24 protein-coding genes are annotated in these 26,884 nt (G+C 62.3%); 1 reads left to right on the top strand and 23 read right to left on the bottom strand.

All coding sequences use genetic code 11. From position 1 onward, the window contains the following. Positions 1-118: 118 nt before the first annotated feature. The 8 genes from rpoS to ACK59L_RS13375 all read right to left on the bottom strand — a co-directional run bounded on the left by rpoS (position 119) and on the right by ACK59L_RS13375 (position 7,296). Positions 119-1,126, bottom strand: a complete 1,008-nt coding sequence (gene rpoS, locus ACK59L_RS13410) for an RNA polymerase sigma factor RpoS (protein WP_023534146.1) — start codon at positions 1,124-1,126, stop codon at positions 119-121. Positions 1,127-1,234: 108 nt separating this feature from the next. Next, entirely contained in the window at positions 1,235-2,092 is an 858-nt protein-coding gene (locus ACK59L_RS13405) for a peptidoglycan DD-metalloendopeptidase family protein (protein WP_409274107.1), read from the bottom strand. A 192-nt stretch (positions 2,093-2,284) separates the two neighbouring features. After that, entirely contained in the window at positions 2,285-2,923 is a 639-nt protein-coding gene (locus tag ACK59L_RS13400; protein ID WP_167339267.1) for a protein-L-isoaspartate(D-aspartate) O-methyltransferase, read from the bottom strand. A 35-nt stretch (positions 2,924-2,958) separates the two neighbouring features. Beyond that, positions 2,959-3,708 (bottom strand): 5'/3'-nucleotidase SurE, encoded by a 750-nt coding sequence (surE, locus tag ACK59L_RS13395; RefSeq protein WP_058605322.1) that lies wholly within the window; start codon positions 3,706-3,708, stop codon positions 2,959-2,961. Continuing rightward, positions 3,696-4,754, bottom strand: coding sequence for a tRNA pseudouridine(13) synthase TruD (gene truD, locus ACK59L_RS13390; RefSeq protein ID WP_058605321.1), 1,059 nt, complete (start codon positions 4,752-4,754; stop codon positions 3,696-3,698). Before truD ends, surE begins: the two co-directional genes overlap by 13 nt. Then, the gene (gene ispF / locus ACK59L_RS13385; RefSeq protein ID WP_058605320.1) at positions 4,751-5,224 is read right to left on the bottom strand and encodes a 2-C-methyl-D-erythritol 2,4-cyclodiphosphate synthase; all 474 of its coding nucleotides are present in this window, start codon (positions 5,222-5,224) and stop codon (positions 4,751-4,753) included. The genes truD and ispF overlap by 4 nt, the downstream gene beginning before the upstream one ends. Before the next feature lie 96 nt (positions 5,225-5,320). Then, the gene (gene fghA / locus ACK59L_RS13380; RefSeq protein WP_409274104.1) at positions 5,321-6,175 is read right to left on the bottom strand and encodes an S-formylglutathione hydrolase; all 855 of its coding nucleotides are present in this window, start codon (positions 6,173-6,175) and stop codon (positions 5,321-5,323) included. 8 nt (positions 6,176-6,183) lie between these two features. Next, complete coding sequence (locus tag ACK59L_RS13375) at positions 6,184-7,296, bottom strand: S-(hydroxymethyl)glutathione dehydrogenase/class III alcohol dehydrogenase (protein ID WP_023534027.1); 1,113 nt, start codon at positions 7,294-7,296, stop codon at positions 6,184-6,186. A 105-nt stretch (positions 7,297-7,401) separates the two neighbouring features. Here ACK59L_RS13375 and ACK59L_RS13370 point away from each other — a divergent pair, with 105 nt between their 5' ends. After that, positions 7,402-8,295 carry a LysR substrate-binding domain-containing protein gene (locus ACK59L_RS13370; protein WP_196136337.1) on the top strand — a complete coding sequence of 298 codons (894 nt, stop codon included), beginning with the start codon at positions 7,402-7,404 and terminating at the stop codon, positions 8,293-8,295. A 68-nt stretch (positions 8,296-8,363) separates the two neighbouring features. Here the strand turns inward: ACK59L_RS13370 and ispD are convergent, their stop codons facing one another. The 15 genes from ispD to bamA form a co-directional block, all read right to left on the bottom strand. Beyond that, positions 8,364-9,071, bottom strand: a complete 708-nt coding sequence (ispD, locus tag ACK59L_RS13365) for a 2-C-methyl-D-erythritol 4-phosphate cytidylyltransferase (protein ID WP_058639511.1) — start codon at positions 9,069-9,071, stop codon at positions 8,364-8,366. After that, complete coding sequence (gene ftsB / locus ACK59L_RS13360; RefSeq protein WP_023534037.1) at positions 9,068-9,349, bottom strand: cell division protein FtsB; 282 nt, start codon at positions 9,347-9,349, stop codon at positions 9,068-9,070. Before ftsB ends, ispD begins: the two co-directional genes overlap by 4 nt. A gap of 158 nt (positions 9,350-9,507) precedes the next feature. Then, on the bottom strand, positions 9,508-10,797 hold the full coding sequence (eno, locus tag ACK59L_RS13355; protein WP_058605315.1) for a phosphopyruvate hydratase: 1,290 nt from the start codon (positions 10,795-10,797) through the stop codon (positions 9,508-9,510). A 152-nt stretch (positions 10,798-10,949) separates the two neighbouring features. Continuing rightward, the gene (kdsA, locus tag ACK59L_RS13350) at positions 10,950-11,795 is read right to left on the bottom strand and encodes a 3-deoxy-8-phosphooctulonate synthase (protein ID WP_058639512.1); all 846 of its coding nucleotides are present in this window, start codon (positions 11,793-11,795) and stop codon (positions 10,950-10,952) included. Between the two features lie 3 nt (positions 11,796-11,798). Further along, positions 11,799-13,427 carry a CTP synthase gene (locus ACK59L_RS13345; protein ID WP_409274099.1) on the bottom strand — a complete coding sequence of 543 codons (1,629 nt, stop codon included), beginning with the start codon at positions 13,425-13,427 and terminating at the stop codon, positions 11,799-11,801. Between the two features lie 270 nt (positions 13,428-13,697). After that, positions 13,698-14,981: a tRNA lysidine(34) synthetase TilS gene (tilS, locus tag ACK59L_RS13340; protein ID WP_409274097.1), complete on the bottom strand. Its 1,284-nt coding sequence runs from the start codon at positions 14,979-14,981 to the stop codon at positions 13,698-13,700. Between the two features lie 87 nt (positions 14,982-15,068). After that, complete coding sequence (locus tag ACK59L_RS13335) at positions 15,069-16,016, bottom strand: acetyl-CoA carboxylase carboxyltransferase subunit alpha (RefSeq protein ID WP_027913883.1); 948 nt, start codon at positions 16,014-16,016, stop codon at positions 15,069-15,071. A 106-nt stretch (positions 16,017-16,122) separates the two neighbouring features. Next, on the bottom strand, positions 16,123-19,647 hold the full coding sequence (gene dnaE, locus ACK59L_RS13330; protein WP_144965299.1) for a DNA polymerase III subunit alpha: 3,525 nt from the start codon (positions 19,645-19,647) through the stop codon (positions 16,123-16,125). Between the two features lie 174 nt (positions 19,648-19,821). Further along, on the bottom strand, positions 19,822-20,445 hold the full coding sequence (gene rnhB, locus ACK59L_RS13325) for a ribonuclease HII (protein ID WP_196136334.1): 624 nt from the start codon (positions 20,443-20,445) through the stop codon (positions 19,822-19,824). A gap of 1 nt (position 20,446) precedes the next feature. Next, the gene (gene lpxB / locus ACK59L_RS13320) at positions 20,447-21,574 is read right to left on the bottom strand and encodes a lipid-A-disaccharide synthase (protein WP_409274094.1); all 1,128 of its coding nucleotides are present in this window, start codon (positions 21,572-21,574) and stop codon (positions 20,447-20,449) included. A gap of 1 nt (position 21,575) precedes the next feature. Continuing rightward, positions 21,576-22,352: an acyl-ACP--UDP-N-acetylglucosamine O-acyltransferase gene (lpxA, locus tag ACK59L_RS13315; RefSeq protein WP_027913879.1), complete on the bottom strand. Its 777-nt coding sequence runs from the start codon at positions 22,350-22,352 to the stop codon at positions 21,576-21,578. Continuing rightward, positions 22,349-22,789, bottom strand: coding sequence for a 3-hydroxyacyl-ACP dehydratase FabZ (gene fabZ / locus ACK59L_RS13310; RefSeq protein WP_023534097.1), 441 nt, complete (start codon positions 22,787-22,789; stop codon positions 22,349-22,351). The genes lpxA and fabZ overlap by 4 nt, the downstream gene beginning before the upstream one ends. A 113-nt stretch (positions 22,790-22,902) precedes the next feature. Further along, entirely contained in the window at positions 22,903-23,958 is a 1,056-nt protein-coding gene (gene lpxD / locus ACK59L_RS13305) for a UDP-3-O-(3-hydroxymyristoyl)glucosamine N-acyltransferase (RefSeq protein WP_409274090.1), read from the bottom strand. Between the two features lies 1 nt (position 23,959). Next, a complete protein-coding gene (locus ACK59L_RS13300) occupies positions 23,960-24,463 on the bottom strand; it encodes an OmpH family outer membrane protein (RefSeq protein ID WP_023534153.1) in 504 nt (167 codons plus the stop codon). A gap of 44 nt (positions 24,464-24,507) precedes the next feature. After that, the gene (bamA, locus tag ACK59L_RS13295; RefSeq protein WP_144965293.1) at positions 24,508-26,859 is read right to left on the bottom strand and encodes an outer membrane protein assembly factor BamA; all 2,352 of its coding nucleotides are present in this window, start codon (positions 26,857-26,859) and stop codon (positions 24,508-24,510) included. Positions 26,860-26,884 lie beyond the last annotated feature (25 nt).

Genomic DNA, 26,884 nt, shown 5'->3' with positions numbered 1-26,884 from the left:
GACCGGTACGAACGCCTCTGACCACGCAAAGCTCGTTGATAGCATGATTCTTCAAACCCCAGACGCAAAAACGCCCCTTTTTATTGGGGCGTTTCTGAACGCAGCGCAAAACCCGGGACTAACGAAAAAGCGACTCGCTGGATAGGCCGTTCTTTTCCAGAATCTCACGCAGCCGCTTGAGCCCCTCGACCTGTATCTGCCGCACCCGCTCGCGGGTCAGGCCTATCTCCAGACCGACGTCCTCCAACGTACTGCTTTCGTGCCCACGCAAGCCGAACCGGCGCACCACCACTTCACGTTGCTTGTCGGTCAGTTCACCCAACCACTGATCGATGCTCTGCGACAGGTCATCGTCCTGCAGCAGCTCGAACGGGTCTGTGGGTCGATCATCCGTCAGGGTGTCGAGCAGCGTCTTGTCCGAGTCAGGGCCCAGGGACACGTCCACGGAGGAAACCCGCTCGTTGAGACCCAGCATGCGCTTGACCTCGGCAACCGGCTTCTCGAGCAAGGCGGCGATCTCTTCCGGCGAAGGCTCGTGGTCCAGCTTCTGGGTCAGCTCGCGCGCCGCGCGCAAGTAAACGTTGAGTTCCTTGACCACATGGATGGGCAGGCGAATGGTGCGGGTCTGGTTCATGATCGCCCGCTCGATGGTCTGCCGAATCCACCAGGTGGCGTAGGTCGAGAAACGAAAGCCCCGCTCAGGATCGAACTTCTCCACCGCGCGAATCAGCCCCAGGTTGCCTTCCTCGATCAGATCGAGCAACGACAACCCTCGGTTCACGTAGCGGCGCGCGATTTTCACCACCAGGCGCAGGTTGCTTTCGATCATGCGCTTGCGGCCAGCGGGGTCGCCCTTTTGCGACAAGCGCGCAAAGTGCACTTCTTCTTCCGGCGAAAGCAAGGGCGAAAAGCCGATTTCGTTGAGGTACAACTGAGTCGCATCAAGCGCCCGGCTGTAATCGATATATTTGTGTTGTTTAAGCGAAGAGCCTGATTTGGCCCTGGTCCGAACCGAAGGTACAGCAGGTTCGTCTGACACCACATCCGTTTCCAAAACGATGCCCGTCTCCATGAGGAGGACGTCATCGTCGATGTCAAACTCCGGCGCTTCTTTGCTGAGAGCCATTGTTATAGTCCTTTGCTGAGTTCGAACTCAGACTCGAGCGGCGCCTGTCTCCCTGGCAGCGCTTGAGCCTGTCCCCTCCATGTCAGCGGAACAGACTGGAAACAACAATCAACGGCGTGGCAGGAACTGGAGAGGGTCGACGGGTTTGCCCTGGCGGCGAATTTCGAAATGCAACTTCACCCGATCTGTGCCTGTAGACCCCATTTCAGCAATCGACTGCCCTGCCTTGACCTGCTGCCCCTCCCGTACCAAGAGCCTGCGGTTGTGGCCGTAGGCACTGACATAGGTATCGCTGTGCTTGATGATGATCAGCTCGCCGTAGCCCCTCAAACCACTCCCGGCGTACACCACTGATCCACTGGCCGCAGCAAAAACAGGCTGTCCCAAATCACCGGCGATATCAATGCCTTTATTCAAACTACCGTTTGAAGCAAATTTGCCGATCAAAACCCCGTTAGCTGGCCAGGTCCAGCCACCGGCCGCACGCTCGGCCGCAGGCACGGTAGCGACCACTGGCGTGCTCGCCGAGCTGGATGTGGTAACGGTCTTGGTGGTCGTGGCAGGAGTAGATGCCGTGGCACCTACAGGACGGCGGGTGACCGTGGTCCGGCTGGACGAGGACGGGCTGGCCACCACGGTGGTGCTGCTCGAGGCCCCGCTGCTGAAGCGAATCGGCTGGCCAGGGCGAATGGTATACGGCGGGGCGATACCGTTGCGTGCCGCGAGCTCCTTGTAGTCCCAACCGTAGCGAAACGCGATGGAGAAGAGCGTGTCGCCTGGCTTGACCACATACTGACCGGAGGTCACGGTCGGCCGTTTGGGCGCGCTGCTGTTGCGGTCGACGACACGCGCACTGTTGCTGCCAGAGCTCGAACACCCCACCAGCAGTGTGCCCATGGCCAGTACCAGCACCAGGAGCCTGAGACCCGAGCTGTCCTTGCGCTGCCGAAAGACTGTGTGACCCACCCGCGCTCCCCTCATGGTGCCGAAAACGTTTCAAGACAAGAATGCAATATTGTTGCAATTATAACGAAGCTCGCCGGTCTTGGCAGGCGGCTGCAACACACTCGCGCAACGTGTGTGCACCGCCAGATAGACAGGTCGATCCTGCAAGAATTCGACGCAGGTGCAAAAATAGCCCGTCGATGCCCCGATGAATCAGGCCACCGGCCCATTGAGCAGGGGCACGAAGCGTACCGCTCCGAGTACGCGGCGTGAGAACCCATGCTCTTCTCGTACGATGAGCATCAACTGCTGCACCTCACCGGGTGATCCCACTGGAATCACCATCCGCCCACCCGGCGCCAGTTGATCGAGCAGCGCCTGGGGCACTTCCGGCGCAACGGCGGTGACGATGATGCCATTGTAGGGGGCCAGTGCCGGCCACCCTTCACAACCATCGCCCCAACGAAACACCACGTTGCGCAGGTTCAGCTCCACCAGGCGTTCCTTGGCCCGGTCCTGCAGAACCTTGATGCGCTCGACCGAGAATACCCGCTCGACCAATTGCGCCAGCACGGCGGTCTGGTAGCCCGAGCCTGTGCCAATCTCCAGCACCTTATCCAGCGGGCCCGCCTCCAGCAGCAATTCGCTCATGTGCGCCACCATGAACGGTTGCGAAATGGTCTGGTTGTGGCCGATGGGCAGCGCGGTATCTTCATAGGCCCGATGGGCCAGTGCCTCGTCCACGAACAGGTGGCGTGGCGTGCGGCGAATCACATCGAGCACCTGGGGGCTGGACACGCCCTCCTCGCACAGCCGCTGGATCAGGCGCTCGCGGGTGCGTTGGGACGTCATGCCGATGCCCCGACGCAACATATCGTCCTCACGCATCAAAGCAAGCCCTCCAGCCAGCCATCGAGCTGCTCGAAGGCGTCGTTGAAGGTTCGGTCAAGCTGCAACGGGGTGATGGAAACATAGCCTTGCATCACCGCATGGAAGTCAGTACCCGGACCGCCGTCCTCGGCATCACCGGCAACTGCGATCCAGTAGCCTTCCTTGCCACGCGGGTTGACCACCTTGGTGGGTGCCGCAGCCCGCGCCCGATGACCCAGTCGCGTCAGCTGGATGCCACGAATGCGCTCGAGCGGCAGGTTGGGTATGTTGACATTGAGGACGGTACGCGGCGGCAGCGCCAGGCGCGACTGTGCCTCGACCAGACGACGGGCGATATGAGCCGCGGCCGGCAGGTTGTCCGGTTGGCGCGAAAGCAGCGAGAACGCGAGCGACGTACCGCCCAGGAAGCGCCCCTCCAGCGCTGCGGCCACCGTACCCGAGTACAGCACGTCATCGCCCAGGTTGGCCCCCAGGTTGATGCCCGACACGACCATGTCCGGGGTGTACGGCAACAGACCGTTCAGCCCCAGGTGCACGCAGTCGGTCGGCGTACCATTGAGGCTGATGAAGCCGTTGGCCAGTGTCTGCGGGTGCAGCGGCCGATCCAACGTCAGCGAGCTGCCGGCGCCGCTCTTGTCTTGGTCAGGTGCAATGACCGTGCACTGCGCGTAATCGGCAAGCGCAGCGTGCAGCGCGGCGATGCCTGGTGCGGTCACACCGTCGTCGTTCGAAATCAGAATACGCATGGGCTGTCCGTCTGCCCTGCCGACACCAGATCCACCACCTCGCGCACCACGACGGTGGCGAAGCATCCGGCCGGAAGGACGAATTCCAGTTGCAGGATATCAGGCTCGGGATAATGCCACGTAAGGCCAGTAATAGGGAGCCGCAGAATACGCCGTTCGTGATCCATGCCCGCCTTTGCCAACCACTGGCACAGCGCGGGCTGGGCGGCACCGACCGAATTCTCCAACGCCCCGGTTCGACCGCCGGCTGGCGAATCACCCTCGCCCCACAGAGGGCCTGTAGGGTGCAGGTCGAGAACAGCCAGGCGAGGATCAGCGCATTCGGCCTCAGCAGCAGGGAAAAAACTGCGGCTGTTGGTGAACGCCAGCAGATCGCCCACTTGCGCACGGGCCCAGCTGCCATCGTTTACCCGTGCGGCCAGCACCTGGTTGAACAGGTAGCTGCGACCGGCTGAAAGCAGGCGCGAGCGAACGTTACGTTGCTCAGGCAAGGCCTGGCGCTCGGCCCAACCCAGGGCGTCATGCACGTTGCCGCCGGCATGCCCGAAGCGCTGGGTACCGAAGTAATTGGGCACACCGTTCGCCTTGAGCTGGGCCAGGCGCGCATCGACAGCCTGATGATCGGCTGCCAGTTGGGTCAGGCGCAGCGTGAAGCCGTTGGACGAATGCGCGCCGCGCTGCAATTTACGCTGGTGGCGCATCTGCTTGAGCACGCGCAGATTGGCATCCTCGGCCCGCGACAGGTCTGGGTCGGCCTTGCCCGGCAAATGCAGGCTGAACCACTGGCGGGTCAAGGCCTGGCGGTCCTTGAGCCCGGCGTAGCTGATGGCGCGCGCAGGCACCCCGGCGGCCCTGGCCAGGCGGCGGGCCGCTTCCTCGGTATTGAGCTCACGCTTCTCCACCCATAGCCACAGGTGCTCGCCCTGGCCAGACAGCGGGATATCAAGCACTTCGTCGACCTGAAAATCTTCGGCAACGGCCTTGAGCACAGCCGTGCCCAGGGCTTGCCCCGACGCCCTTGGGCCCAACAGATCCAGTTCGGTCATGCCGGCAGCAACAGGGCAACCGCGTGCACGGCGATCCCCTCCTCACGCCCGGCGAAGCCCAGCTTCTCGGTCGTCGTGGCCTTGACGTTGACTTGGTCGAGGCCCACCGCAAGATCGTCGGCGATGCGCTGGCGCATGACCTCGATGTGGGGTGCCATCTTCGGCGCCTGGGCAATGATGGTGGCGTCGACGTTACCCACTTGCCAGCCCTTGGCCCGAACGACATCCAGCACATGACGCAGCAGCACGCGGCTGTCGGCGCCCTTGAATTGCGGGTCGGTGTCGGGGAAGTGCTTGCCGATATCACCCAGTGCGGCGGCGCCGAGCAATGCATCGCTCAGGGCATGCAGCAGCACGTCACCATCGGAATGGGCCAGCAGGCCGAACTTGTGGGGGATACGCACCCCGCCCAGGGTAATGAAATCACCGTCGCAGAACCGGTGCACATCGTAGCCGTGGCCAATACGCATAAGAAAACGCCCTGAATGAGTCAGGGCGTGATTCTACCTGCATTTGCCACGCCAAGGTGCAGAGCCGGCGAACGTCGCCGGCTGGCTGCCCTACGGCTACACCCGTCCCAGGGCTACCGCGTGGTGGCGCAGGTGCTCCTCGATGAAGCTGGCGATGAAGTAGTAGCTGTGATCGTAGCCAGGCTGCAGGCGCAGGGTCAGCTCATGACCGCCTTTGCGCGCCGCTTGCTCCAGGGCCTCAGGCTTGAGCTGCTTTTCGAGGAAGTCGTCGCGATCGCCCTGGTCCACCAGCAACGGGGGGCACTGCCCCGACGGGGTTTCGGCCAGCAACACGCTGGCATCCCACTCACGCCAACGCGTGCGCTCTTCACCCAGGTAGCGGCTGAAGGCCTTTTCGCCCCAAGGGCAATCCATCGGATTGCAGATCGGCGAAAACGCCGACACCGAGCGATAGCGGCCGGGGTTGCGCAATGCGCAGACCAGGGCGCCGTGCCCGCCCATGGAGTGCCCACTGATGCTGCGCTCGCCCGAAGCCGGGAAATGCGCCTCGATCAGGGCCGGCAGTTCCTGCACCACGTAATCGTGCATGCGGTAGTGCTGAGCCCAGGGTTGCTGCGTGGCGTTGAGGTAGAAGCCAGCACCCAGACCAAAGTCCCAGGCACCGTCAGGATCGCCGGGTACCTGCTCGCCGCGAGGGCTGGTGTCGGGCGCAACGATGATCAGCCCCAGCTCCGCGGCCAGGCGCTGGGCGCCGGCCTTCTGCATGAAGTTCTCGTCGTTGCAGGTCAAGCCGCTAAGCCAGTACAGCACCGGCAGCTTCTCGCCCTGCTCGGCGTGAGGTGGCAGGTAGACGGCGAAGACCATGTCGCAACCCAGCACCTTGGAGGTGTGGCGGTAACGCTTGTGCCAGCCGCCGAAGCTCTTCTGGCAGGAAATGTTGTCCAGGGTCATAGCAAGCCTCAGAAGTGAATGACGCTGCGAATGCTCTTGCCTTCGTGCATCAGGTCGAAGGCCTTGTTGATGTCCTCCAGGCCCATGGTGTGGGTAATGAAGGTATCCAGCGGAATCTCGCCCTTCTCGGACATTTCCACGTAGCTCGGCAATTCGCTGCGGCCACGCACGCCGCCGAAGGCCGAACCGCGCCAGACGCGCCCGGTGACCAATTGGAACGGCCGGGTGGCGATTTCCTGACCGGCGCCGGCGACACCGATGATCACCGACTCGCCCCAGCCCTTGTGGCAGCACTCCAGGGCGGCACGCATCAGTTGCACGTTGCCGATGCACTCGAAGGAGAAGTCCACGCCGCCGTCGGTCAGGTCGACGATCACTTCCTGGATCGGGCGATCGTACTCCTTGGGGTTGATGCAATCGGTAGCGCCCAGTTGGCGAGCGATTTCGAACTTGGCCGGGTTGATGTCGATGGCGATGATGCGCGAGGCCTTGGCCTTGACCGCACCGATGATGGCCGAGAGGCCAATGCCGCCCAGCCCGAAGACGGCGACGGTATCACCCGGTTGTACCTTGGCGGTGTTCAGCACTGCGCCAATACCCGTGGTCACGCCGCAGCCCAGCAGGCAGACCTTCTCCAGCGGCGCCTCTTTCTGGATCTTGGCCACCGAAATTTCCGGCAACACGGTGTATTCGGAGAAGGTCGAGGTGCCCATGTAGTGGAACAACTGCTGACCCTTGTAGGAGAAACGCGTGGTGCCGTCGGGCATCAGGCCCTTGCCCTGGGTGGCGCGGATGGCCTGGCACAGGTTGGTCTTGCCGGACAGGCAGAATTTGCACTTGCCACACTCAGGGGTATACAGCGGAATCACATGGTCACCCACCGCCACTGAGGTCACGCCCTCGCCCACGGCTTCGACGATGGCGCCGCCTTCGTGGCCGAGGATCGATGGGAAGATGCCTTCCGGGTCAGCACCGGACAAGGTATAGGCATCGGTGTGGCACACGCCGCTGGCGACCACGCGCAGCAACACCTCGCCCGCCTTGGGCATGGCCACATCGACTTCGACAATTTCCAAGGGCTTCTTGGCTTCGAAAGCTACGGCAGCGCGGGACTTGATCATCGCAGGGTCTCCAGATAGGAATGAAATCGGCAGACAGTGTATTTCACCCGCAATTGTTGAATAATCCGGTGAAAGACAAAACATTATTGCCGTGCAGGGATAATCATGAATAACCGCTGGGAGGGCATCGATGAATTCGTTGCCGTGGCCGAATTGGGGCAGTTCACGGCGGCAGCGGAACGGCTGGGCGTGTCCTCTTCCCATGTAAGCCGGCAGATAGCGCGCTTGGAAGAACGCGTACAGACGCGCTTACTGTATCGCAGCACACGAAAAGTCACGCTCAGCGAGGCCGGTCAGACGTTCCTGCAGCACTGCCAGCGGCTGCAGGATGGGCGCGAGGAAGCGCTGCGGGCGATGGGCGATCTGGCCAGCGAGCCCAAGGGGCTGCTGCGCATGACATGCGCCGTGGCCTACGGCGAGCGCTTCATCGTGCCCTTGGTCACCCGTTTCATGGCGTTGTACCCGCAGTTGAGGGTGGACGTCGAACTGAGCAACCAGACCCTGGACCTGCTGCACGAAGGCATGGACCTGGCCATCCGCCTCGGTCGCCTGGCCGACTCGCGCCTGATCGCGACGCGCCTGGCACCCCGGCGCATGTACGTGTGCGCCTCGCCAGGCTATCTGGCGCGCTACGGCAGGCCGCACAGCCTGTCGGAACTGGCCAGGCACAACTGCCTGATAGGCAGTTCGGATGTGTGGGCGTTGCAAATGGAGGGGCGTGAAATCAGCCAGCGCGTTCAGGGCAACTGGCGGTGCAACAGCGGCCAGGCGGTGCTGGACGCGGCGCTTCAGGGCATCGGCTTGTGCCAATTGCCGGATTACTACGTGCTCGAACACCTGCACAGCGGTGCTTTGGTCCCGCTGCTGCAAGCCCACCAACCTCCCAATACGGCGGTGTGGGCCTTGTACCCGCAGCAGCGGCACCTGTCGCCCAAAGTGCGGCGCCTGGTGGACTACCTGAAAGAGGGCCTGGCAGGTCTGCCGGAGTATCGGGCATGACCGGCGCTCAGCCACAATGGCGGGCGCTGGCAGCCTGATTCAATCACTGGCGAGGTGAACGGCCCAGGTCAACGTCTCCCACTCCAGCGCTGGCGCAGCCACTCCAGGTCTTCAGGGCGCGTAACCTTGAGGTTGTCACTGCGGCCCTCGATCAGCCGTGGCGATTGACCGGACCATTCAATGGCCGAAGCCTCATCGGTCACCACCACATCCGACACTAGGCACTCGGCCAGTGCCCGATGCAGCGCCCCCAAACGGAACATCTGCGGTGTATAGGCCTGCCAAATGGTGCTGCGGTCAACCGTGGCGCTGACGCGCCCGTGGCCGTCGGCCCTTTTGAGCGTGTCACGGGCTGGTACGGCCAACAGGCCGCCCACCGGATCATCTGCCAATTCAGCCAGCAGCTTGTCCAGGTCACTGCGTGCCAGGTTGGGCCGCGCCGCGTCGTGCACCAACACCCAGTCATCATCTTCCGCGCCCTGGGCATGCAACAGCAGCAAGGCATTGAGCACCGAATCAGCACGCTCGCGCCCTCCGGCAGCCCGGCGGATGCGCGGGTCGCTGGCGCACCGAAGGCCGGGCCAGTACGGGTCGTGTTCAGCGATGCTGACCACGACCCCCTTGAGGGAAGGGTGGTCGAGAAAACACGCCAGGCTGTGCTCGATGATGGTCTGCCCTGCCAGCTCCAGGTATTGCTTGGGACGATCGGCAGCCATGCGGGCGCCCACACCCGCTGCAGGGATCACGGCCCAGAAGGCCGGCAAGCGTTCACTCATTTCTGGGGCAACTGAAAGAGGGTTTCGCCTTCCTTGACCATGCCGAGCTCGTGGCGGGCACGCTCCTCGACAGTTTCCATGCCTTTTTTCAACTCCAGCACTTCGGCGTCGAGCACACGGTTACGCTCCAGCAGCCGCTCGTTCTCGGCATGCTGCTCGTCAATCTGCTGCTTGAGCTCGGCCACCTGCGCTAGGCTGCCATTGCCTACCCACAAACGGTATTGCAGGCCGCCCAGCAGCAGAAGCAGGACCAGGAACAACCAATAAGGACTGCGCATCAAGATATCCAGGTTGAAAGACCCTGTTGGTTCAGGGTCTCAGATAGCACGAAGCCTGGCCGAGGCCAGGCTTCTCAGACAGAAACCCGATGGAACGTAGGAAGTTACGGTACGAACGTTCCTACAGCTCCGGCTGCTGTCTTTTTACCATCTCTTGCTTAGCCGCGAAACTCGGTACGGCCACGGTAAACCGCCTTGGCACCCAGTTGCTCTTCGATGCGCAGCAATTGGTTGTACTTCGACACGCGGTCAGAACGGCACAGCGAACCCGTCTTGATCTGACCGGCCGCAGTACCCACGGCCAGGTCGGCGATGGTGGAGTCTTCGGTTTCACCCGAGCGGTGGGAGATCACGGCCGTGTAACCGGCGGCCTTGGCCATCTGGATGGCTTCCAGGGTCTCGGTCAGCGAACCGATCTGGTTGAACTTGATCAGGATCGAGTTACCGATGCCCTTCTCGATGCCTTCCTTGAGGATCTTGGTGTTGGTCACGAACAGGTCGTCACCGACCAGCTGCACCTTCTCGCCGATCTTGTCGGTGAGGATCTTCCAGCCAGCCCAGTCGGACTCGTCCAGGCCATCTTCGATCGAAATGATCGGGAAGCGCTCGGTCAGGCCCTTGAGGTAGTCGGCAAAGCCTTCGGCGTCGAACGACTTGCCTTCGCCGGACAGGTTGTACTTGCCGTCTTCATAGAACTCGGAGGCGGCGCAGTCCAGGGCTAGGGTCACGTCGGTGCCCAGCTTGTAGCCGGCTTTCTCGACGGCTTCTGCGATGGCGCCGAGGGCATCTTCGTTGGAGGCCAGGTTAGGGGCGAAGCCACCTTCGTCACCGACGGCAGTGTTCAGGCCACGGGCCTTGAGCACGGCCTTGAGGTGATGGAAGATCTCGGTCCCCATGCGCAGGCCGTCGGAGAAGGTCTTGGCGCCCACTGGCTGGACCATGAACTCCTGAATATCGACGTTGTTGTCGGCATGCTCGCCACCGTTGATGATGTTCATCATTGGTACCGGCATCGAGTACTGGCCTGGAGTGCCGTTGAGGTTGGCAATGTGGGCGTACAGGGGCAGGTCCTGATCCTGGGCAGCCGCTTTGGCAGCCGCCAGGGACACGGCCAGGATCGCGTTGGCGCCCAGCTTGGCCTTGTTCTCGGTACCGTCCAGCTCGATCATGGCGTGGTCCAGGGCCTTCTGGTCGGAAGGGTCCTTGCCCAGCAGCAGGTCGCGGATCGGGCCATTGATGTTGGCGACAGCCTTCAGCACACCCTTGCCCAGGTAACGGCTCTTGTCGCCATCACGCAGCTCCAGCGCTTCGCGCGAGCCGGTGGAAGCACCGGACGGCGCGCACGCGCTGCCGATGATGCCGTTGTCGAGCAGTACATCGGCTTCCACGGTGGGGTTGCCACGCGAATCGAGAACTTCACGACCTTTGATGTCGACGATTTTTGCCATTGTTGTAAGCACTCCAGAATTGACGAAAACAACGCAGCTTAGAAAATTCTTGCCGTTCACCGGACGAGGATGCTGTGGCAGGCCCGGCGAAGGGAGCCCCTGACCGAGTGGTCAGGGGTGAATCGGACGGTACTTTACCCGAGAAAAGTGCTTTACGCGGTTTCTACCGTCGGAAAACTTTTCACCAGGTCATCCAGTTGCTTGAGCTGAGCCAGGAATGGCTCCAGCTTGTCCAGGCGCAGGGCACACGGGCCGTCGCACTTGGCGTTGTCCGGATCGGGGTGAGCTTCGAGGAACAGCCCTGCCAGCCCCTGGCTCATGCCAGCCTTGGCCAGGTCGGTCACCTGAGCGCGGCGCCCGCCAGCGGAGTCGGCACGACCACCCGGCATCTGCAGGGCATGGGTCACGTCGAAGAACACCGGGTATTCGAACTGCTTCATGACACCGAAGCCGAGCATGTCCACGACCAGGTTGTTGTAACCGAAGCTCGAACCACGCTCGCACAGGATCAATTGGTCATTACCGGCTTCTTCGCACTTGGTCAGGATGTGTTTCATCTCCTGGGGTGCGAGGAACTGGGCCTTCTTGATATTGATCACCGCGCCGGTCCTGGCCATCGCCACGACCAGGTCGGTCTGGCGCGACAGGAAAGCCGGCAACTGGATGATGTCGCAGACCTTGGCTACCGGCTCGGCCTGGTAAGGCTCGTGCACATCGGTGATCACCGGCACGTTGAAGGTACGCTTGATCTCCTCGAAGATCTTCAGGCCTTCTTCCATACCAGGGCCGCGGTAGGAGGTGACCGAGGACCGGTTGGCCTTGTCGAAGCTGGCCTTGAACACATAGGGGATACCGAGCTTTTCGGTAACCCGCACGTACTCTTCGCACACCTTCATGGCCAGGTCGCGGGATTCCAGCACGTTCATGCCACCGAACAGGACGAATGGCTTGTCGTTGGCGATATCGATGTGACCGACGCGGATGATCTTCTGGGGCATGGATCAGGCCTTGTTCTTCTGGGCGAGCGCCGCCTTGACGAAGCCACTGAACAGCGGGTGGCCATCGCGTGGGGTGGAGGTGAACTCCGGGTGGAACTGGCAGGCGACAAACCAGGGGTGGTCCTTGGACTCCACCACCTCGACCAGGGCGCCGTCTTCGGAACGACCGGAAACCACCAGGCCCGCGTCCACCAGTTGCGGCAGCAGGTTGTTGTTCACTTCGTAGCGGTGACGGTGGCGCTCGGTGATGATGTCCTTGCCATAGCACGCATGCACGTTGGAACCTGCAGCCAGCTGGCAGTCCTGAGCACCTAGGCGCATGGTGCCGCCCAGGTCGGACGCCTCGCTGCGGGTTTCGACCGCACCGGTGGCGTCTGCCCACTCGGTGATCAGACCGACGACCGGATGACCACTATCGCGATCGAACTCGGTGGAGTTGGCGTCGCGCCAGCCCATCACGTTACGGGCGAACTCGATGACGGCCACTTGCATGCCCAGGCAGATACCCAGGTACGGCACCTTGTTCTCACGGGCGTATTGCACCGCCGTGATCTTGCCTTCGACACCGCGCAGACCGAAACCACCGGGGACCAGGATGGCATCGGCGCCTTCGAGCAGGCTGGTGCCCTGGTTCTCGATGTCTTCGGAATCGATGTAGCGCAGGTTGACCTTGGTGCGGTTGGTGATGCCCGCGTGGCTCATCGCTTCGATCAGCGACTTGTACGCATCGAGCAGCTCCATGTACTTGCCGACCATGGCGATGGTGACTTCATGCTCCGGGTTGAGCTTGGCGTCGACCACCTTGTCCCATTCGGACAGGTCGGCACCCGTGCACTGCAGGCCGAAACGCTCGACGACGAAGTCGTCCAGGCCCTGGGCATGCAAGACACCTGGAATCTTGTAGATGGTGTCGACGTCTTCCAGCGAAATCACCGCACGCTCTTCAACGTTGGTGAACAAGGCGATCTTGCGGCGCGAGGATGCATCGACAGGATGATCGGAGCGGCAGATCAGCACGTCAGGCTGCAGGCCGATGGAGCGCAGCTCCTTGACCGAGTGCTGGGTCGGCTTGGTCTTGGTTTCACCGGCAGTGGCGATGTAAGGCACCAGCGTCAGGTGCATCAGCATCGCGCGCTTGGAGCCTACTTCCACGCGCAGCTGGCGAATGGCTTCGAGGAACGGCTGGGACTCGATGTCGCCCACGGTGCCGCCGATCTCGACCAAGGCCACGTCGGCATCGCCTGCACCCTTGATGATGCGGCGCTTGATTTCATCGGTGATGTGCGGGATGACCTGGATGGTCGCGCCCAGGTAGTCACCACGGCGTTCCTTGCGCAGCACGTGCTCGTAGACGCGGCCGGTGGTGAAGTTATTGTTCTGGGTCATGGTGGTGCGGATGAACCGCTCATAGTGGCCCAGGTCCAGGTCGGTCTCGGCGCCGTCCTGGGTGACGAATACTTCACCGTGCTGGAACGGGCTCATGGTGCCTGGGTCGACGTTGATGTACGGATCCAGCTTGAGCATGGTGACCTTCAGGCCCCGCGCCTCCAGGATGGCCGCCAGGGAAGCCGAGGCAATGCCTTTCCCCAATGAAGAAACAACACCGCCCGTGACGAATATGTAGCGCGTCATGAAAAACCCTAGAAGTCTGCGTTAAAGCGGCCAGCGCCGCCGGAGATAGCGAAGGAGGGCAAACGCCCCCGATCACCTGCGTCAATCACAGTGCATCTCGAAAAACTGCCGCGTGTGTACAGACCAGGGGTAACCCTGGCAGGGCGCTCGCTCGTCATTTCTAAGAATCAGCCCAGCAAAAAACTGCTTGGTAATCGGCAACTCCTGTGTTTTCGCGGAACCCACAGAAGCTGTATCAAGAAGGGAGGGTAGTCTACCCGAATGTACCCACTAGCTCAAACCTTGCGCGCTGGTCGGCAACTGCCAGTGCAGACAGTAATTGCCTTGGGCCAGACTGGGCAGGTTGGCCACCGCCAGCAGCCGCTCGCCTTGGTAGAGCAGCGGCAGGCGCAGGCGCAGAAAATGCGGCACGTGCAGTTCATTGAGCAAGCGCTTGAGATCACGTCGCCCGCGCCCTGGGATGTCCAGCCACTCCCCGCCCTGACGGTAGCCGATACGCAGGCCCGTCAGCGCGCCTGCGCCAACAAGTCGCACGCTGCCGTTGCCAGGCAAGGCCAACGGCTGATCGGCGTTTTCCCACTCCATGGCCTTACAGGGCGTTTGCAACCAGTCGCCGCTCAGCCACCAGATGCGCCCCTGGCTGCGCACCAGTTGGCCATCGGCCAGTTGCCACACGGGGCAGGCATCGACCGCGGCGTTGCGCAGGTCCGCCCAGCCGGCCCAGTGGCGCGCGTCGGGCAACCGGGTTCGGTGGCTGAGCCAATACTGCAACGCATTGCGCTGGCGGGCAGGTGAAAGCGCGAGCAGGCCGGCCAGATCCAGCGAGTCGAGCCCAGGCCAAGCAGCAGGAGCACCCTGGCGTACGGGCGCCAGGTCGTTTTCGGCCAGCTCGTCCAGCAGGCTCAGGGCTTCGCCCAGGTGTTCGGCGGCACGGGCCAGGTTCTGCCCGGCTTGCGGCCAGCGCTGCACAAGGGACGGCAAGACCTCCCTGCGCAGATAGTTGCGGGCAAACCGTGTGTCGGCATTCGAAGGGTCCTCGACCCAGCCCAACGCATGCGCCTGGGCATAGCCTTGCAACTGTTGCCGGGAACAACCAAGCAACGGCCTGACCAGCCTGCCCTGCCCTAGCGCCCGCTCCCTCGGCATCGCCGCCAGGCCACGCAACCCCGCGCCCCGCAGCAGACGAAACAGCAGCGTTTCAGCCTGATCGTCGCGGTGCTGGCCGGTGAACAGCATGTCACCTGCCGCCAACACCCGCTCGAACGCAGCGTAACGGGCCTGACGGGCAGCCTGCTCCAGGCTCGGGCCTGGGGCGACGTCGACCTCGATGACCTGCAGCTCGACGCCCAGGTCATCGCACACACGCTGGCAATGGGCAGGCCACGCCTGCGCGACGGGTTGCAGGCCATGATGGATGTGAATCGCGCGCAGCGGCGGTGCAGGATGGCTACGGGCGTAGGCGGCGAGCCAGTGCAGCAGGACGGTGGAATCGAGGCCGCCAGAGAGGGCGACGTACCACGTACGGGCGCATAGCCAGGGGGCGAGATCAATCATCGAGGCCTCGATCAACCTGGGTGACGGATGTGGGTGAGCCTGGGATACAGGCTCACCCGACGGGCCGACAGACGGCCCCGAGGGCGATCAGACGCCGTAGCTCATCAGGCGATCGTAACGGCGAGCCAGCAGGGCGTCGTGGTCCAACCCGCTGAGCATGTCCAGCTGCTGCACCAGCTCGGCGCGGATGCTTTCGGACATGGCGGCAGGATCACGGTGAGCGCCACCCAGTGGCTCCGGGATGACCTTGTCAACGATGTCCAGGCTCTTGAGGCGCTCAGCCGTGATGCCCATGGCCTCGGCGGCATCGGCAGCCTTGTCGGCCGTCTTCCACAGGATCGAAGCGCAGCCTTCGGGCGAAATGACCGAGTAGGTGGAGTACTGCAGCATGTTCAGCTGGTCGCACACGCCGATGGCCAGTGCGCCGCCCGACCCGCCTTCACCGATCACCGTGGCGATGATGGGCGTCTTCAGGCGCGCCATCACGCGCAGGTTCCAGGCAATGGCCTCGCTCTGGTTACGTTCCTCGGCATCGATGCCTGGATAGGCACCCGGCGTGTCGATGAAGGTCAGGATCGGCATGCGGAAACGCTCGGCCATTTCCATCAGGCGGCACGCCTTGCGGTAGCCCTCGGGGCGCGGCATGCCGAAGTTGCGGCGAACCTTTTCCCGCACTTCGCGGCCCTTCTGGTGCCCGATGACCATGACCGGCTTGCCGTCCAGGCGTGCCGTACCGCCAACGATGGCGGCATCGTCGGAGAAGTGGCGGTCGCCGTGCAGTTCTTCGAATTCGGTGAAGATGTGCTGCAGGTAGTCCAGGGTATAGGGACGACGCGGGTGACGTGCCAGGCGAGCGATCTGCCAGCTGGTCAGGTTGCCGAAGATGCTTTCGGTCAGGGTATTGCTCTTGTCTTGCAGACGGGCAATTTCATCGCTGATGTTCAGCGAATTGTCGTTGCCTACCAGGCGCAGGCCTTCGATCTTGGCTTGCAGGTCGGCAATCGGCTGTTCGAAGTCGAGAAAGTTCGGGTTCATAGTCATCCGTCTTGGGTCTACGGCCAGGCGGCCGGCCGGTTGATCCGTTTGGCGCCATACCTTAAGGGATCAGGCGCCTTCAGGTCGAGATTAAATGTTGAGCGGCTCAACGGTATTGCAAAAAGACGTTCTCACGTCCGAACTGGTCACGCAGGGTCTGAATCAGCCCGTCTGCGGGGTCGATGGCCCACTGGTCGCCAAATTGCAGCATGGCCTTGGCATCGCTGCCGGTGTATTCCAGCGTGATCGGGCAAGCGCCGCGGTGACGGGTGATCAGCTCACCCAGCCACTTGAGGCGATCGCCCTTGAGCGCCTCGTGGGCGACCTTCAGGCGCAGGCTCTCGGCCAGCTTGGTGCGGGCATCCTCCAAGGTCATCACCTGTTTGACCCGCAGCCGCAGGCCACCCGAGAAATCGTCGTTGCTGACCTCCCCTTCGACCACCACCATCGCATCGTTCTGCAGCAGTGATTGGGCCGTGATGTAGGCATCGGCAAACAGCGAGGCCTCGATACGCCCAGACCTGTCGTCCAGGGTGACGAACCCCATCTTGTCGCCCTTTTTGTTCTTCATGACCCGCAGGGCGATGATCATGCCGGCAATGGTCTGGGTTTCGCGCGACGGCTTGAGGTCGATGATGCGCTGGCGCGCGAAGCGGCGGATTTCAGCCTCGTATTCATCGATCGGGTGGCCGGTGAGGTAAAGGCCCAACGTGTCCTTCTCGCCCTTGAGCCGTTCCTTGAGTGTCAGTGGCCGCGCCTTGCGGTAACTGGCATACACGTCAGCGTCCGGTTCGTCGAACATGCCGCCGAACAGGTCGATGTGGCCGCTGTCGGCCGTGCGGGCCGTCTGCTCGGCCGCCTTGATGGCATCGCCCAGTGCGGCCAGCAGGATGGCCCGGTTGATGTCGATGTGGGCGTGGTAGGCCTTGATCTCGTCGTGAAAGTGCGGGCCGAGCCGGTCCAGCGCGCCACTGCGCACCAGCGCATCGAGGGTGCGCTTGTTGACGCGCTTAAGGTCGATGCGCTCGCAGAAGTCATACAGGTCCTTGAACGGGCCGCCCTCGGCACGGGCCTCGACGATCGCCTCCACAGGCCCCTCGCCTACGCCCTTGATCGCGCCTAGGCCATAGACGATGCGGCCATCGTCGTTGACGGTGAACTTGAAGTCCGAGAAGTTCACATCTGGCGCATCCAGACGCAACTTCATGGTGCGCACTTCCTCGACCAGCACCACCACCTTGTCGGTGTTGTGCATGTCCGCCGACAGCACCGCCGCCATGAACGGTGCCGGGTGGTGGGTCTTGAGCCAGGCCGTCTGATAGGACACCAGGCCATAGGCCGCCGAGTGAGATTTGTTGAAGCCGTAGCCTGCGAACTTCTCTACCAGGTCGAAGATGTTGCCTGCAAGATCCCCATCGATTCCATTGTTGGCACAGCCTTCGATGAAACCGCCGCGCTGCTTGGCCATTTCCTCGGGCTTTTTCTTGCCCATCGCCCGGCGCAGCATGTCGGCGCCGCCCAGGGTGTACCCGGCCATCACCTGGGCAATCTGCATTACCTGTTCCTGATACAGGATGATGCCGTAGGTCGGCGCCAGTACTGGCTGCAAGCCTTCGTACTGATAGTCCGGATGCGGGTAGGCCAGCTCGGCACGGCCGTGCTTGCGGTTGATGAAGTCGTCCACCATGCCCGACTGCAGCGGGCCGGGACGGAACAATGCCACCAAGGCGATGAGGTCTTCGAGGCAGTCGGGCTTGAGCTTCTTGATCAGCTCTTTCATGCCGCGCGACTCGAGCTGGAACACCGCCGTGGTTTCGGCCTTCTGCAACAGCTCGTAGGTCTTGCGGTCATCGAGCGGGATGAAGTCGATGTTCAGGTCGGGCAGGTCTTTCTTGGCCTGCTCACGGTTGATGATCTCCATCGCCCACTTGATGATGGTCAGGGTGCGCAGGCCGAGGAAGTCGAACTTCACAAGGCCCGCCGCCTCCACGTCGTCCTTGTCGAACTGGGTGATCAGGCCGCCGCCCTCTTCGTCGCAGGCGATGGGCGAGAAATCGGTGAGCTTGGTCGGCGCGATGACCACGCCACCGGCGTGTTTGCCGGTACCGCGCGTGACGCCTTCGAGCTTCAGGGCCATGTCCCAGATTTCACGAGCATCTTCGTCACCCTTGAGAAAATCGCGCAGGATTTCTTCCTGCTCGTAGGCCTTCTCCAGGGTCATGCCCACTTCGAACGGAATCATCTTCGACAGACGATCGGCCAGGCCGTAGGACTTGCCTTGCACGCGCGCCACGTCGCGCACCACGGCCTTGGCCGCCATGGTGCCGAAGGTGATGATCTGGCTCACGGCATTACGCCCGTAGGCCTCTGCCACGTAGTCGATCACCCGGTCCCGACCGTCCATGCAGAAGTCGACGTCAAAGTCGGGCATGGACACCCGTTCAGGGTTCAGGAAGCGCTCGAACAGCAGGTCGTAGGCCAGTGGGTCAAGGTCGGTGATCTTGAGCACATAGGCCACCAGCGAACCTGCACCCGACCCCCGGCCAGGCCCCACCGGTACGCCATTGTTCTTGGCCCACTTGATGAAGTCCATCACGATCAGGAAGTAGCCGGGGAAGCCCATCTGGATGATGATATCCAGCTCGAACTTGAGGCGGTCCAGGTACACCTGGCGCTTTTGCTCGTAGTCGGGCGTGGTCTCTTTCGGCCACAGCACCGCCAGGCGTTCTTCCAGCCCTTCGTGGGACACGTGCCGCAGGTAATCATCGATCCCCATGCCATTGGGCGTCGGGAAGTCGGGCAGGAAGTACTTGCCCAGTTGCACCTGGATATTGCAGCGCTTGGCGATTTCGACGGTGTTGGCCAGGGCGTCCGGCAGGTCGCTGAATAGCTCGGCCATTTCTTCGGCCGACTTGAGGTATTGCTGGTCGCTGTACAGGCGCGGGCGACGCGGATCGTCCAGTGTCCAGCCTTCACCGATGCACACCCGGGTCTCGTGGGCGTCGAAATCGGTCTGCTTGATGAAACGCACATCGTTGGTGGCCACCAGCGGCGCACCCAGCCGATCGGCCAGGGCCACGGCGGCATGCACATACTCTTCATCCCTGGGGCGACTGGTGCGCTGGACTTCGACATAAAAGCGCTCGGGGAACATGGCCATCCAGTCCTCCAGCAGCGCTTGCGCCTCCTCGCTGCGCCCCCCCAGCAACGCCATGCCGATGTCACCTTCCTTGCCCGCCGACAGCGCGATCAAACCTTCACTGGCCGCTGCAATCCAGTCGCGCTGGATGATGACCAGGCCATTGCGCTGGCCCTCGGTCCAGCCCCGGGAGAGCAGCTCGGTTAGGTTACGGTAGCCCTGGGGGTTCATGGCCAGGAAGCAGATGCGCGACAGCGGCGCCTGTGCATCTTCGCCGGCCAACCACAGGTCCGCACCACAGATCGGCTTGATGCCCGCCCCCATGGCCGCCTTGTAGAACTTGACCAGTGAGCACATGTTGCTCTGGTCAGTGATCGCCACCGCAGGCATGTTCATCCCGGCCAGCGCCTTGGCCAGCGGTTTGATCCGGACCAGACCGTCGACCAGCGAGAATTCGGAGTGGACGCGCAGGTGAACGAAGGAAACCGACATGAATAATCCTGTAGCAGTGCTAAACGACAAGGGCGCGATTGTAGCTCAATTGGGCAGGGGTTTTGGGCGCCGGTTGCCGCCGTGCGACGGCAGGGCTACCTGAGCAGGTGCCAGGGTAAGCCGCCCAGCCCGGCCCCGCAGGGCTTGAGCCCCTTGGGTACGCAATGGCGGGTATCAGATCAGCGAGGCGGTCACAGCCTCACGCACACCCCAGGCGGCACGCACGGGCGCAAACGATCGACGATGAATGGGTGTGGGCCCGAGCCGTGCCAGCGCCTCCAGGTGCACCGGCGTCGGGTAGCCTTTGTGCGCGCCCATGCCGTAGCCGGGGTAGATCAGCTCGAAGGCGCCCATCTCGCGATCACGCGTCACCTTGGCCAGGATCGAAGCGGCCGCGATGGCGGGCACCTTGGCGTCCCCCTGCACCACCGACGCCGATGGCACCGACAACTGCGGGCAGCGGTTGCCATCGATCAAGGCCATGTTCGGCGTGATGTGCAAACCTTCTACCGCGCGCTGCATGGCCAACATGGTGGCATGCAGAATGTTGAGGCGATCGATTTCCTCGACCGCGGCGCGGGCAATGAAAAAGCTCAAGGCCTTGTCACAAATTTCATCGAACAAGGCTTCGCGGCGCGCCTGGGTCAGCTTCTTCGAATCGTTAAGCCCAAGGATTGGCCGTGCCGGATCCAGGATCACGGCAGCCGTCACCACGTCACCACACAGGGGGCCGCGGCCCACTTCGTCGACGCCGGCGACCAGGTCTTCGACCAGGTTGAAATCCAGACCGAACTGCATGTCAGCGTTTCTCCAGCAGGCCCAGCACAGCGTCGGCGGCCTGGTTGGAGGCATCCCGGCGCAAGGTGCGGTGAATCTCGTCGAACGAGTCGGTTTGTCCGGTGCCGTCGCGCAGCAAGGGCAGCAGCGCATCGACCAGCGCTTCGCTGGTCGCGGCGTCTTGCAGCAATTCGGGCACCAGCGCACGGCGCGCTAGCAGGTTGGGCAAGGACACGTAGGGGCTTTTGACCAGCCGCTTGAGTATCCAGTAGGTCAGCGGCGCCAGGCGGTAGGCAACCACCATGGGCCGCTTGAACAGCAGCGCTTCCAGGGTAGCTGTACCCGATGCGATCAGGACGGCGTCACAGGCGGCCAGCGCCTCGTGCGAACGGCCATCGAGCAGGGCCAACGGCAAGTCGCGACCCTCGAGCATCTGCTCCAGTTGGGCGCGGCGGGCGGCATTGGCACAGGGCAGCACGAAGCGCACCCCCGGCACCCGCTGCTGCAGACGTTGCGCTGCATCGAGGAACAACGCACCCAGGCGCCCGACTTCACCCCCGCGGCTGCCGGGCATCAGGGCGACCACCGGGCCCTCGCCCAGCCCCAGGGCGGCGCGCGCTGCGGGCCGATCCGCCTGCAGGGCAATGGTATCGGCCAGGGGGTGGCCGACGAATCGCACCGGCACGCCCTGTTCTTCGTAGAAGCGGGCCTCGAACGGCAACAGTGTCAGCATCAGGTCACAGCCCTGACGGATTTTCAACACACGCTTCTGCCGCCATGCCCACACTGATGGGCTGACGTAATGAACGGTCTTGATCCCCGCCTGGCGCAGCTTGAGTTCGATCTCCAGGGTAAAGTCGGGCGCATCGATACCGATGAACACGTCCGGCTTCTGCTCGATCAGGGTCTGGACCAGCAGCTTGCGACGCTTGAGCAATTCACGCAGGCGACCAAGCACCTCGACCAGCCCCATGACGGCCAAACGCTCCATGGGGAAGTAGGATTGCAGGCCTTCGGCTTCCATGAGCGGGCCACCGACCCCGATAAAGCGCACATCGGGATGGCGCGCCCTCAAGGCGCGCATCAAGCCGGAACCGAGAATGTCGCCGCTGGCTTCACCCGCGACCAGGGCTACGCAGAGCTGGGCCATGTCAGCGCGTAATGCCGCGGGCCGAACTCACGATCGACTGGCGGAACAGCTCGACCTCCGGATGCTGCGCCGCCGGCGCTTCGAGTTCGCGCAATGCATCCTCCACCGTCAGGCCCTGGCGGTAGACGATCTTGTAGCAGCGACGCAGCACATGGATTACTTCGTCGCTGAAACCACGGCGGCGCATGCCTTCGAAGTTCATGCTGCGCGCTTCGGCGGGGCTGCCGAAAACGGTGACGAACGCGGGTACGTCCTTGCCGATGGCCGTGCCCATGCCGGAAAACGCATGGGCGCCGATGTGGCAATACTGGTGCACCAGGGTGAACCCGGACAGGATCGCCCAGTCGCCCACATGCACATGGCCCGCCAGCGCGGTGTTGTTGACCAGGATGCAGTGGCTGCCGATCACACTGTCATGGCCAATGTGGGCATAGGCCATGATCAGGTTATGGTCGCCAACGGTGGTTTCGGCGCGATCCTGCACGGTACCGCGATGAATCGTGACGCCTTCACGGATAACGTTGTGATCGCCGATCACAAGGCGAGTCGGCTCACCCTTGTACTTGAGGTCCGGAGTGTCTTCGCCAATCGAGGAAAACTGAAAGATACGGTTGTGCTTGCCGATCCGGGTCGGCCCCTTGAGCACAACGTGTGGGCCGATGACGGTGCCCTCCCCGATTTCGACATCGGGGCCAACGATCGACCAAGGGCCCACCTCGACGCCTTCGGCCAGCTTGGCCGAAGGGTCGATGATGGCCCGAGGATCAATCGAATTCATAGGGAGCGTTCCGCACAGGTGATTTCGGCCGAGCATACTGCCTTGCCGTCGACCAGGGCACGGCATTCGAACTTCCAGATCATGCTCTTGCGGCTCAGGAACTTCGCTTCCAGCACCAGCTGGTCACCCGGCAGCACCGGCTGACGGAAACGCAGTTTGTCGGAGCCGACAAAATAGTACAGGGTGCCGTCGGCAGGCTTGGCATCGAGCATCTTGAAACCGAGAATGCCGGCCGCCTGGGCCATGGCTTCGATGATCAGGACGCCGGGCATGATGGGGTGCGCCGGGAAGTGGCCGTTGAAGAACGGCTCGTTGATGCTGACATTCTTGTAGGCACGAATGCTCTGGGCCTCGTAATCCAGATCCGTCACGCGGTCCACCAACAGGAACGGGTAACGGTGAGGCAGGTATTCGCGAATCTCGTTGATGTCCATCATTTCGGGGGGGAAGCCTGTATAAGAATAGGGAGCGCAGGTGCTGACCACACGCTCCTTTTGCAATCCAAAGAGGAGCCAGCTAGCGACTGTTCACTCTTGCTCAGGAAATGGTATCAGCCTTCTGATGTCGGCTGCCCACCTGAGGTCACGGTATCGACGCGTTTTTCCAGCTGCTGGAGACGCTTGGCCATGTCGTCCAGGTGGCGGATGCGCGCGGCGCTCTTGCGCCAGTCAGCCAGAGGCTGCATGGCAGTACCGGAAGAATAGCCACCCGGCTCGGTGATCGAGCGGGTCACCATGGTCATCCCGGACACGAAAACGTTGTCGCAAACATCGATATGACCGACCATGCCCACGCCACCGGCGATGGTGCAATGCTTGCCGATACGTGTGCTGCCGGAGATACCCACGCACGCAGCCATGGCCGTATGCTCCCCGATCTGCACGTTGTGGGCAATCTGGATCTGGTTGTCGAGCTTGACGCCGTCGGCGATACAGGTGTTGGACAGCGCGCCACGGTCCACGGCCGTGTTCACACCGATCTCCACATCGTCACCGATGCTCACACCGCCAATCTGGGCAATCTTGCGCCACACGCCTTTTTCGTTGGCAAAGCCAAAGCCTTCACCACCGATCACTGCGCCGGACTGGATAACCACCCGTTTGCCAATGGTGACATCGTGATACAGCGTGACCCGCGGCGCCAGCCAGCCCCCTTCACCGATCACGCAGCGAGCACCGATGAAGCAATGGGCGCCGATGGTGACATGGGCTCCGATACGCGCACCGCTTTCAACGACCGCGAAAGGCCCGATACTGGCCGTCGCATCCACCTGGGCATCCCCGGCCACCACGGCGCTGGGGTGAATCCCCGCCACAGCCTTGGGTTTGGGGTCGAACAGGTGGGAAATGCGGGCATACGCCAGGTAAGGATCGGCAACGATCAGGGCATGGCCGGCGAACGCCTCGGCATCGGCGGCCTTGAGCAGCACGGCAGCCGCCTGGCTCTGGTCCAGGTACTTGCGGTACTGCGGGTTGGCAAGAAAGCTCAACTGACCCGGCCCGGCCTCCTGCAAGGTGGCAAGGCCTGTGATCTGCAGCGTCTCGGGACCCTTGAGGGTGGCCCCGAGGGTCTCGGCCAGTTGGCCAAGCGTCATGGTCACGGTCATATCAACGGGCTTGGTTCATACGCTCGATAACCTGGCGGGTGATGTCGTACTGAGGCTTGACATCAATGACCGCACCGCGCTCGAGCACCAGGTCGTAACCGCCCTTCTTGATCACTTCCTCGACAGCGCCGTCCAGCTTGGGCTTGAGCTGCTTGAGCATGTCGCGGTCGGCAACGGCCTTGGCTTCGTTCAGTTCCTTGGACTGGAACTGGAAGTCGCGGGCCTTTTGCTTGAACTCGAGCTCCAGGCGCTCACGCTCCTGCTGCTGCATCTTGTCGCCGCCCTTGATCAGGCGATCCTGGATGCCCTTGGCGCTGCTTTCCAGGCCCTTGAGCTTGGTCAGCTGAGGGCCGAACTTCTTTTCGGCATCCACGGCGTACTTCTTGGCGGCATCGGACTCGAGCAGGGCCATCTGATAGTTCAGAACGGCAACCTTCATTTCGGCGAAAGCCGGGGTGGCGACCAGCGCCGCGGCCACTACGGCCATTTGGGTCAACTTGCGCACGATGAACTCCTGGATAAACCGTTGTCGTTAAGCAAGGGCCGACCTTAGAAGGTCTGGCCCAGAGAGAATTGGAACACCTGGGTGTCTGCCTCGTCCGGCTTCTTGATCGGCATCGCCAGGCTGAAGCTCAACGGGCCCAAGGCCGTGATCCACGTCACGCCAAGACCGACCGAACTGGCCATGTCGGAGAAACCGACCTTGGTGCAGTCCGGCTTGTTGCCGCAGTTGGTGTCGAACACGTTACCCACGTCCCAGAAGACCGAGGTGCGCAGGGAACGCTGGTCCTTGACGAACGGCAGCGGGAACAGCAACTCGACGCCGCCCTGGACCAGGACGTTGCCACCGAATGGAAGCGGGTCTTGGTCGGGGTCGTCAATAGTGCCGTTCTCCTTATTAAACTTACTTGGCGTACTGCGCGGCCCCAGGGTGCTGTCTTTGAAGCCGCGAACGGAGTTGAAGCCACCCGCGTAGTAGTTCTCATAGAACGGCAGGCCGGAGGTACCGCCGAAACCGTCACCGTAACCCAGTTCAGTGTGCAGACGCAGGGTGTAGTTCTGGCTGAGTGGCTTGAACAGCTGGCCACGGTAGTCCAGCTTGTAGAACGACAAGTCACTGCCTGGAATCGTGGTTTCAAGGCTCAGACTCTGCGAGTGACCACGTGTTGCCAGCACCCCCTTGTTCAACGTCGATTCGGACCAGCCGATCGAGGCTTTGAAGTTGGTGAAGTTCTTGCCTTCCTTGTTGATGAAATCAAAGATCTCATTAACGGTGTACTTACCCGTCTTCAGCTTGTCCTGCTGCACACTCAACCCATAGGTCAGGCGCGACGTCTCGCTGATCGGGTAACCCAGGCTCACACCGGCACCCAGGCTGTCCACCGCATAGCTCGCCACGTCGACGTCGAGGTCGTCGTAGTCGGTGCTGCGGTAGAAGGCGTTGTAACCCAGGCTCACGCCATCGGCAGTGAAGTAGGGATCAACGAAGCCGAAGTTGTATCGCGACTGGTACTCGGAACGGGTCAGGCCAACAGACACCTTGTTACCGGTACCCAGGAAGTTGCTCTGGCTGATCGAGCCACCCAGGATCAGGCCTGCGCTCTGGGCAAAGCCGACGCTGGCGGTGATCGAACCGGAGGCCTGCTCCTCGACGCTGTAGTTCACGTCGACCTGGTCGTCGGTACCCGGTACCGGTGGGGTCTCGACGTTCACGTCCTTGAAGAAGCCCAGGCGCTCAAGGCGGGTCTTGGATTGGTCGATCAGGTAGGTCGATGCCCAGCCGCCTTCCATCTGACGCATTTCGCGGCGCAGCACTTCGTCTTCGGTCTTGGTGTTGCCGCGGTAGTTGATGCGGTTGACGTAGGCACGCTTGCCCGGATCGACCACGAACATGATGTCGACGGTGTGATCCTGGTCGTTTGGCTGAGGCACGCCGTTGACGTTGGCGAAGGTATAGCCTTCGTTACCCAGGCGACGGGTGATCAGCTCGGACGTGCTGGTCATCACCTTGCGCGAGAATACCTGGCCCGGCTGCACCAGCAGCAGCGACTTGACCTGGTCTTCCGGCACCTTGAGGTCACCGGAGAGCTTTACGTCACGGACGGTGTACTTCTCGCCTTCGTTGATGTTGACGGTGATGTAGACGTGCTTCTTGTCAGGCGTGATGGACACCTGGGTGGACGCGATGTCCATGTTGATGTAGCCGCGGTCCAGGTAGTAAGAACGCAGACGCTCCAGGTCACCGGACAGTTTTTCACGGGCATACTTGTCGTCGTTCTTGAAGAAGGACAACCAGTTAGTCGTCTTGAGCTCGAACAGCTGCCCCAGGGTGTCGTCATCGAACACGTTGTTGCCAACGATATTGATGTGCTGGATGGCAGCGACGGTGCCTTCGTTGATCTTGATCTTCAGGGCCACACGGTTGCGCGGCTGCGGCACCACCTCGGCGTCGACCTCGGCCGAGTAACGGCCCTGGGCCACGTACTGGCGCTGCAGCTCGTTACGCACGCCTTCGAGGGTGGCACGCTGGAAGATCTCGCCTTCGGCCAGGCCCGATTGCTTCAGGCCCTTCATCAGGTCTTCGGTACTGATCGCCTTGTTGCCTTCGATCTCGATGCTCGACACCGACGGGCGCTCGACCACATTGATGATCAGCACGTTGCCATCACGGTTCAACTCGATGTCCTGGAAGAACCCGGTCTTGAACAGCGAGCGGGTCGACTCCACCAGGCGCCGGTCATCGGCCTGGTCGCCCACGTTGAGGGGCAAGGCACCAAAGACGCTGCCCGCGGAAACCCGCTGCAGGCCGTTGACGCGGATATCGGAGATGGTGAAGGACTCGGCGTGAACTTCAGCGATCATCAGTGCGGAGAGCACCGCAGTTAGCAACAGACGTTTCATGAAGTCCTTTTATTCCAACTGGCAA

It is taken from the genome of Pseudomonas sp. KCJK9111 (genome assembly GCF_046231935.1).
GTDB classification, from domain to species: domain Bacteria; phylum Pseudomonadota; class Gammaproteobacteria; order Pseudomonadales; family Pseudomonadaceae; genus Aquipseudomonas; species Aquipseudomonas parafulva_B.
The sequence above is the reverse complement of the archived record's forward strand: the minus strand, read 5'-3'. Positions and strand labels throughout refer to the sequence as shown.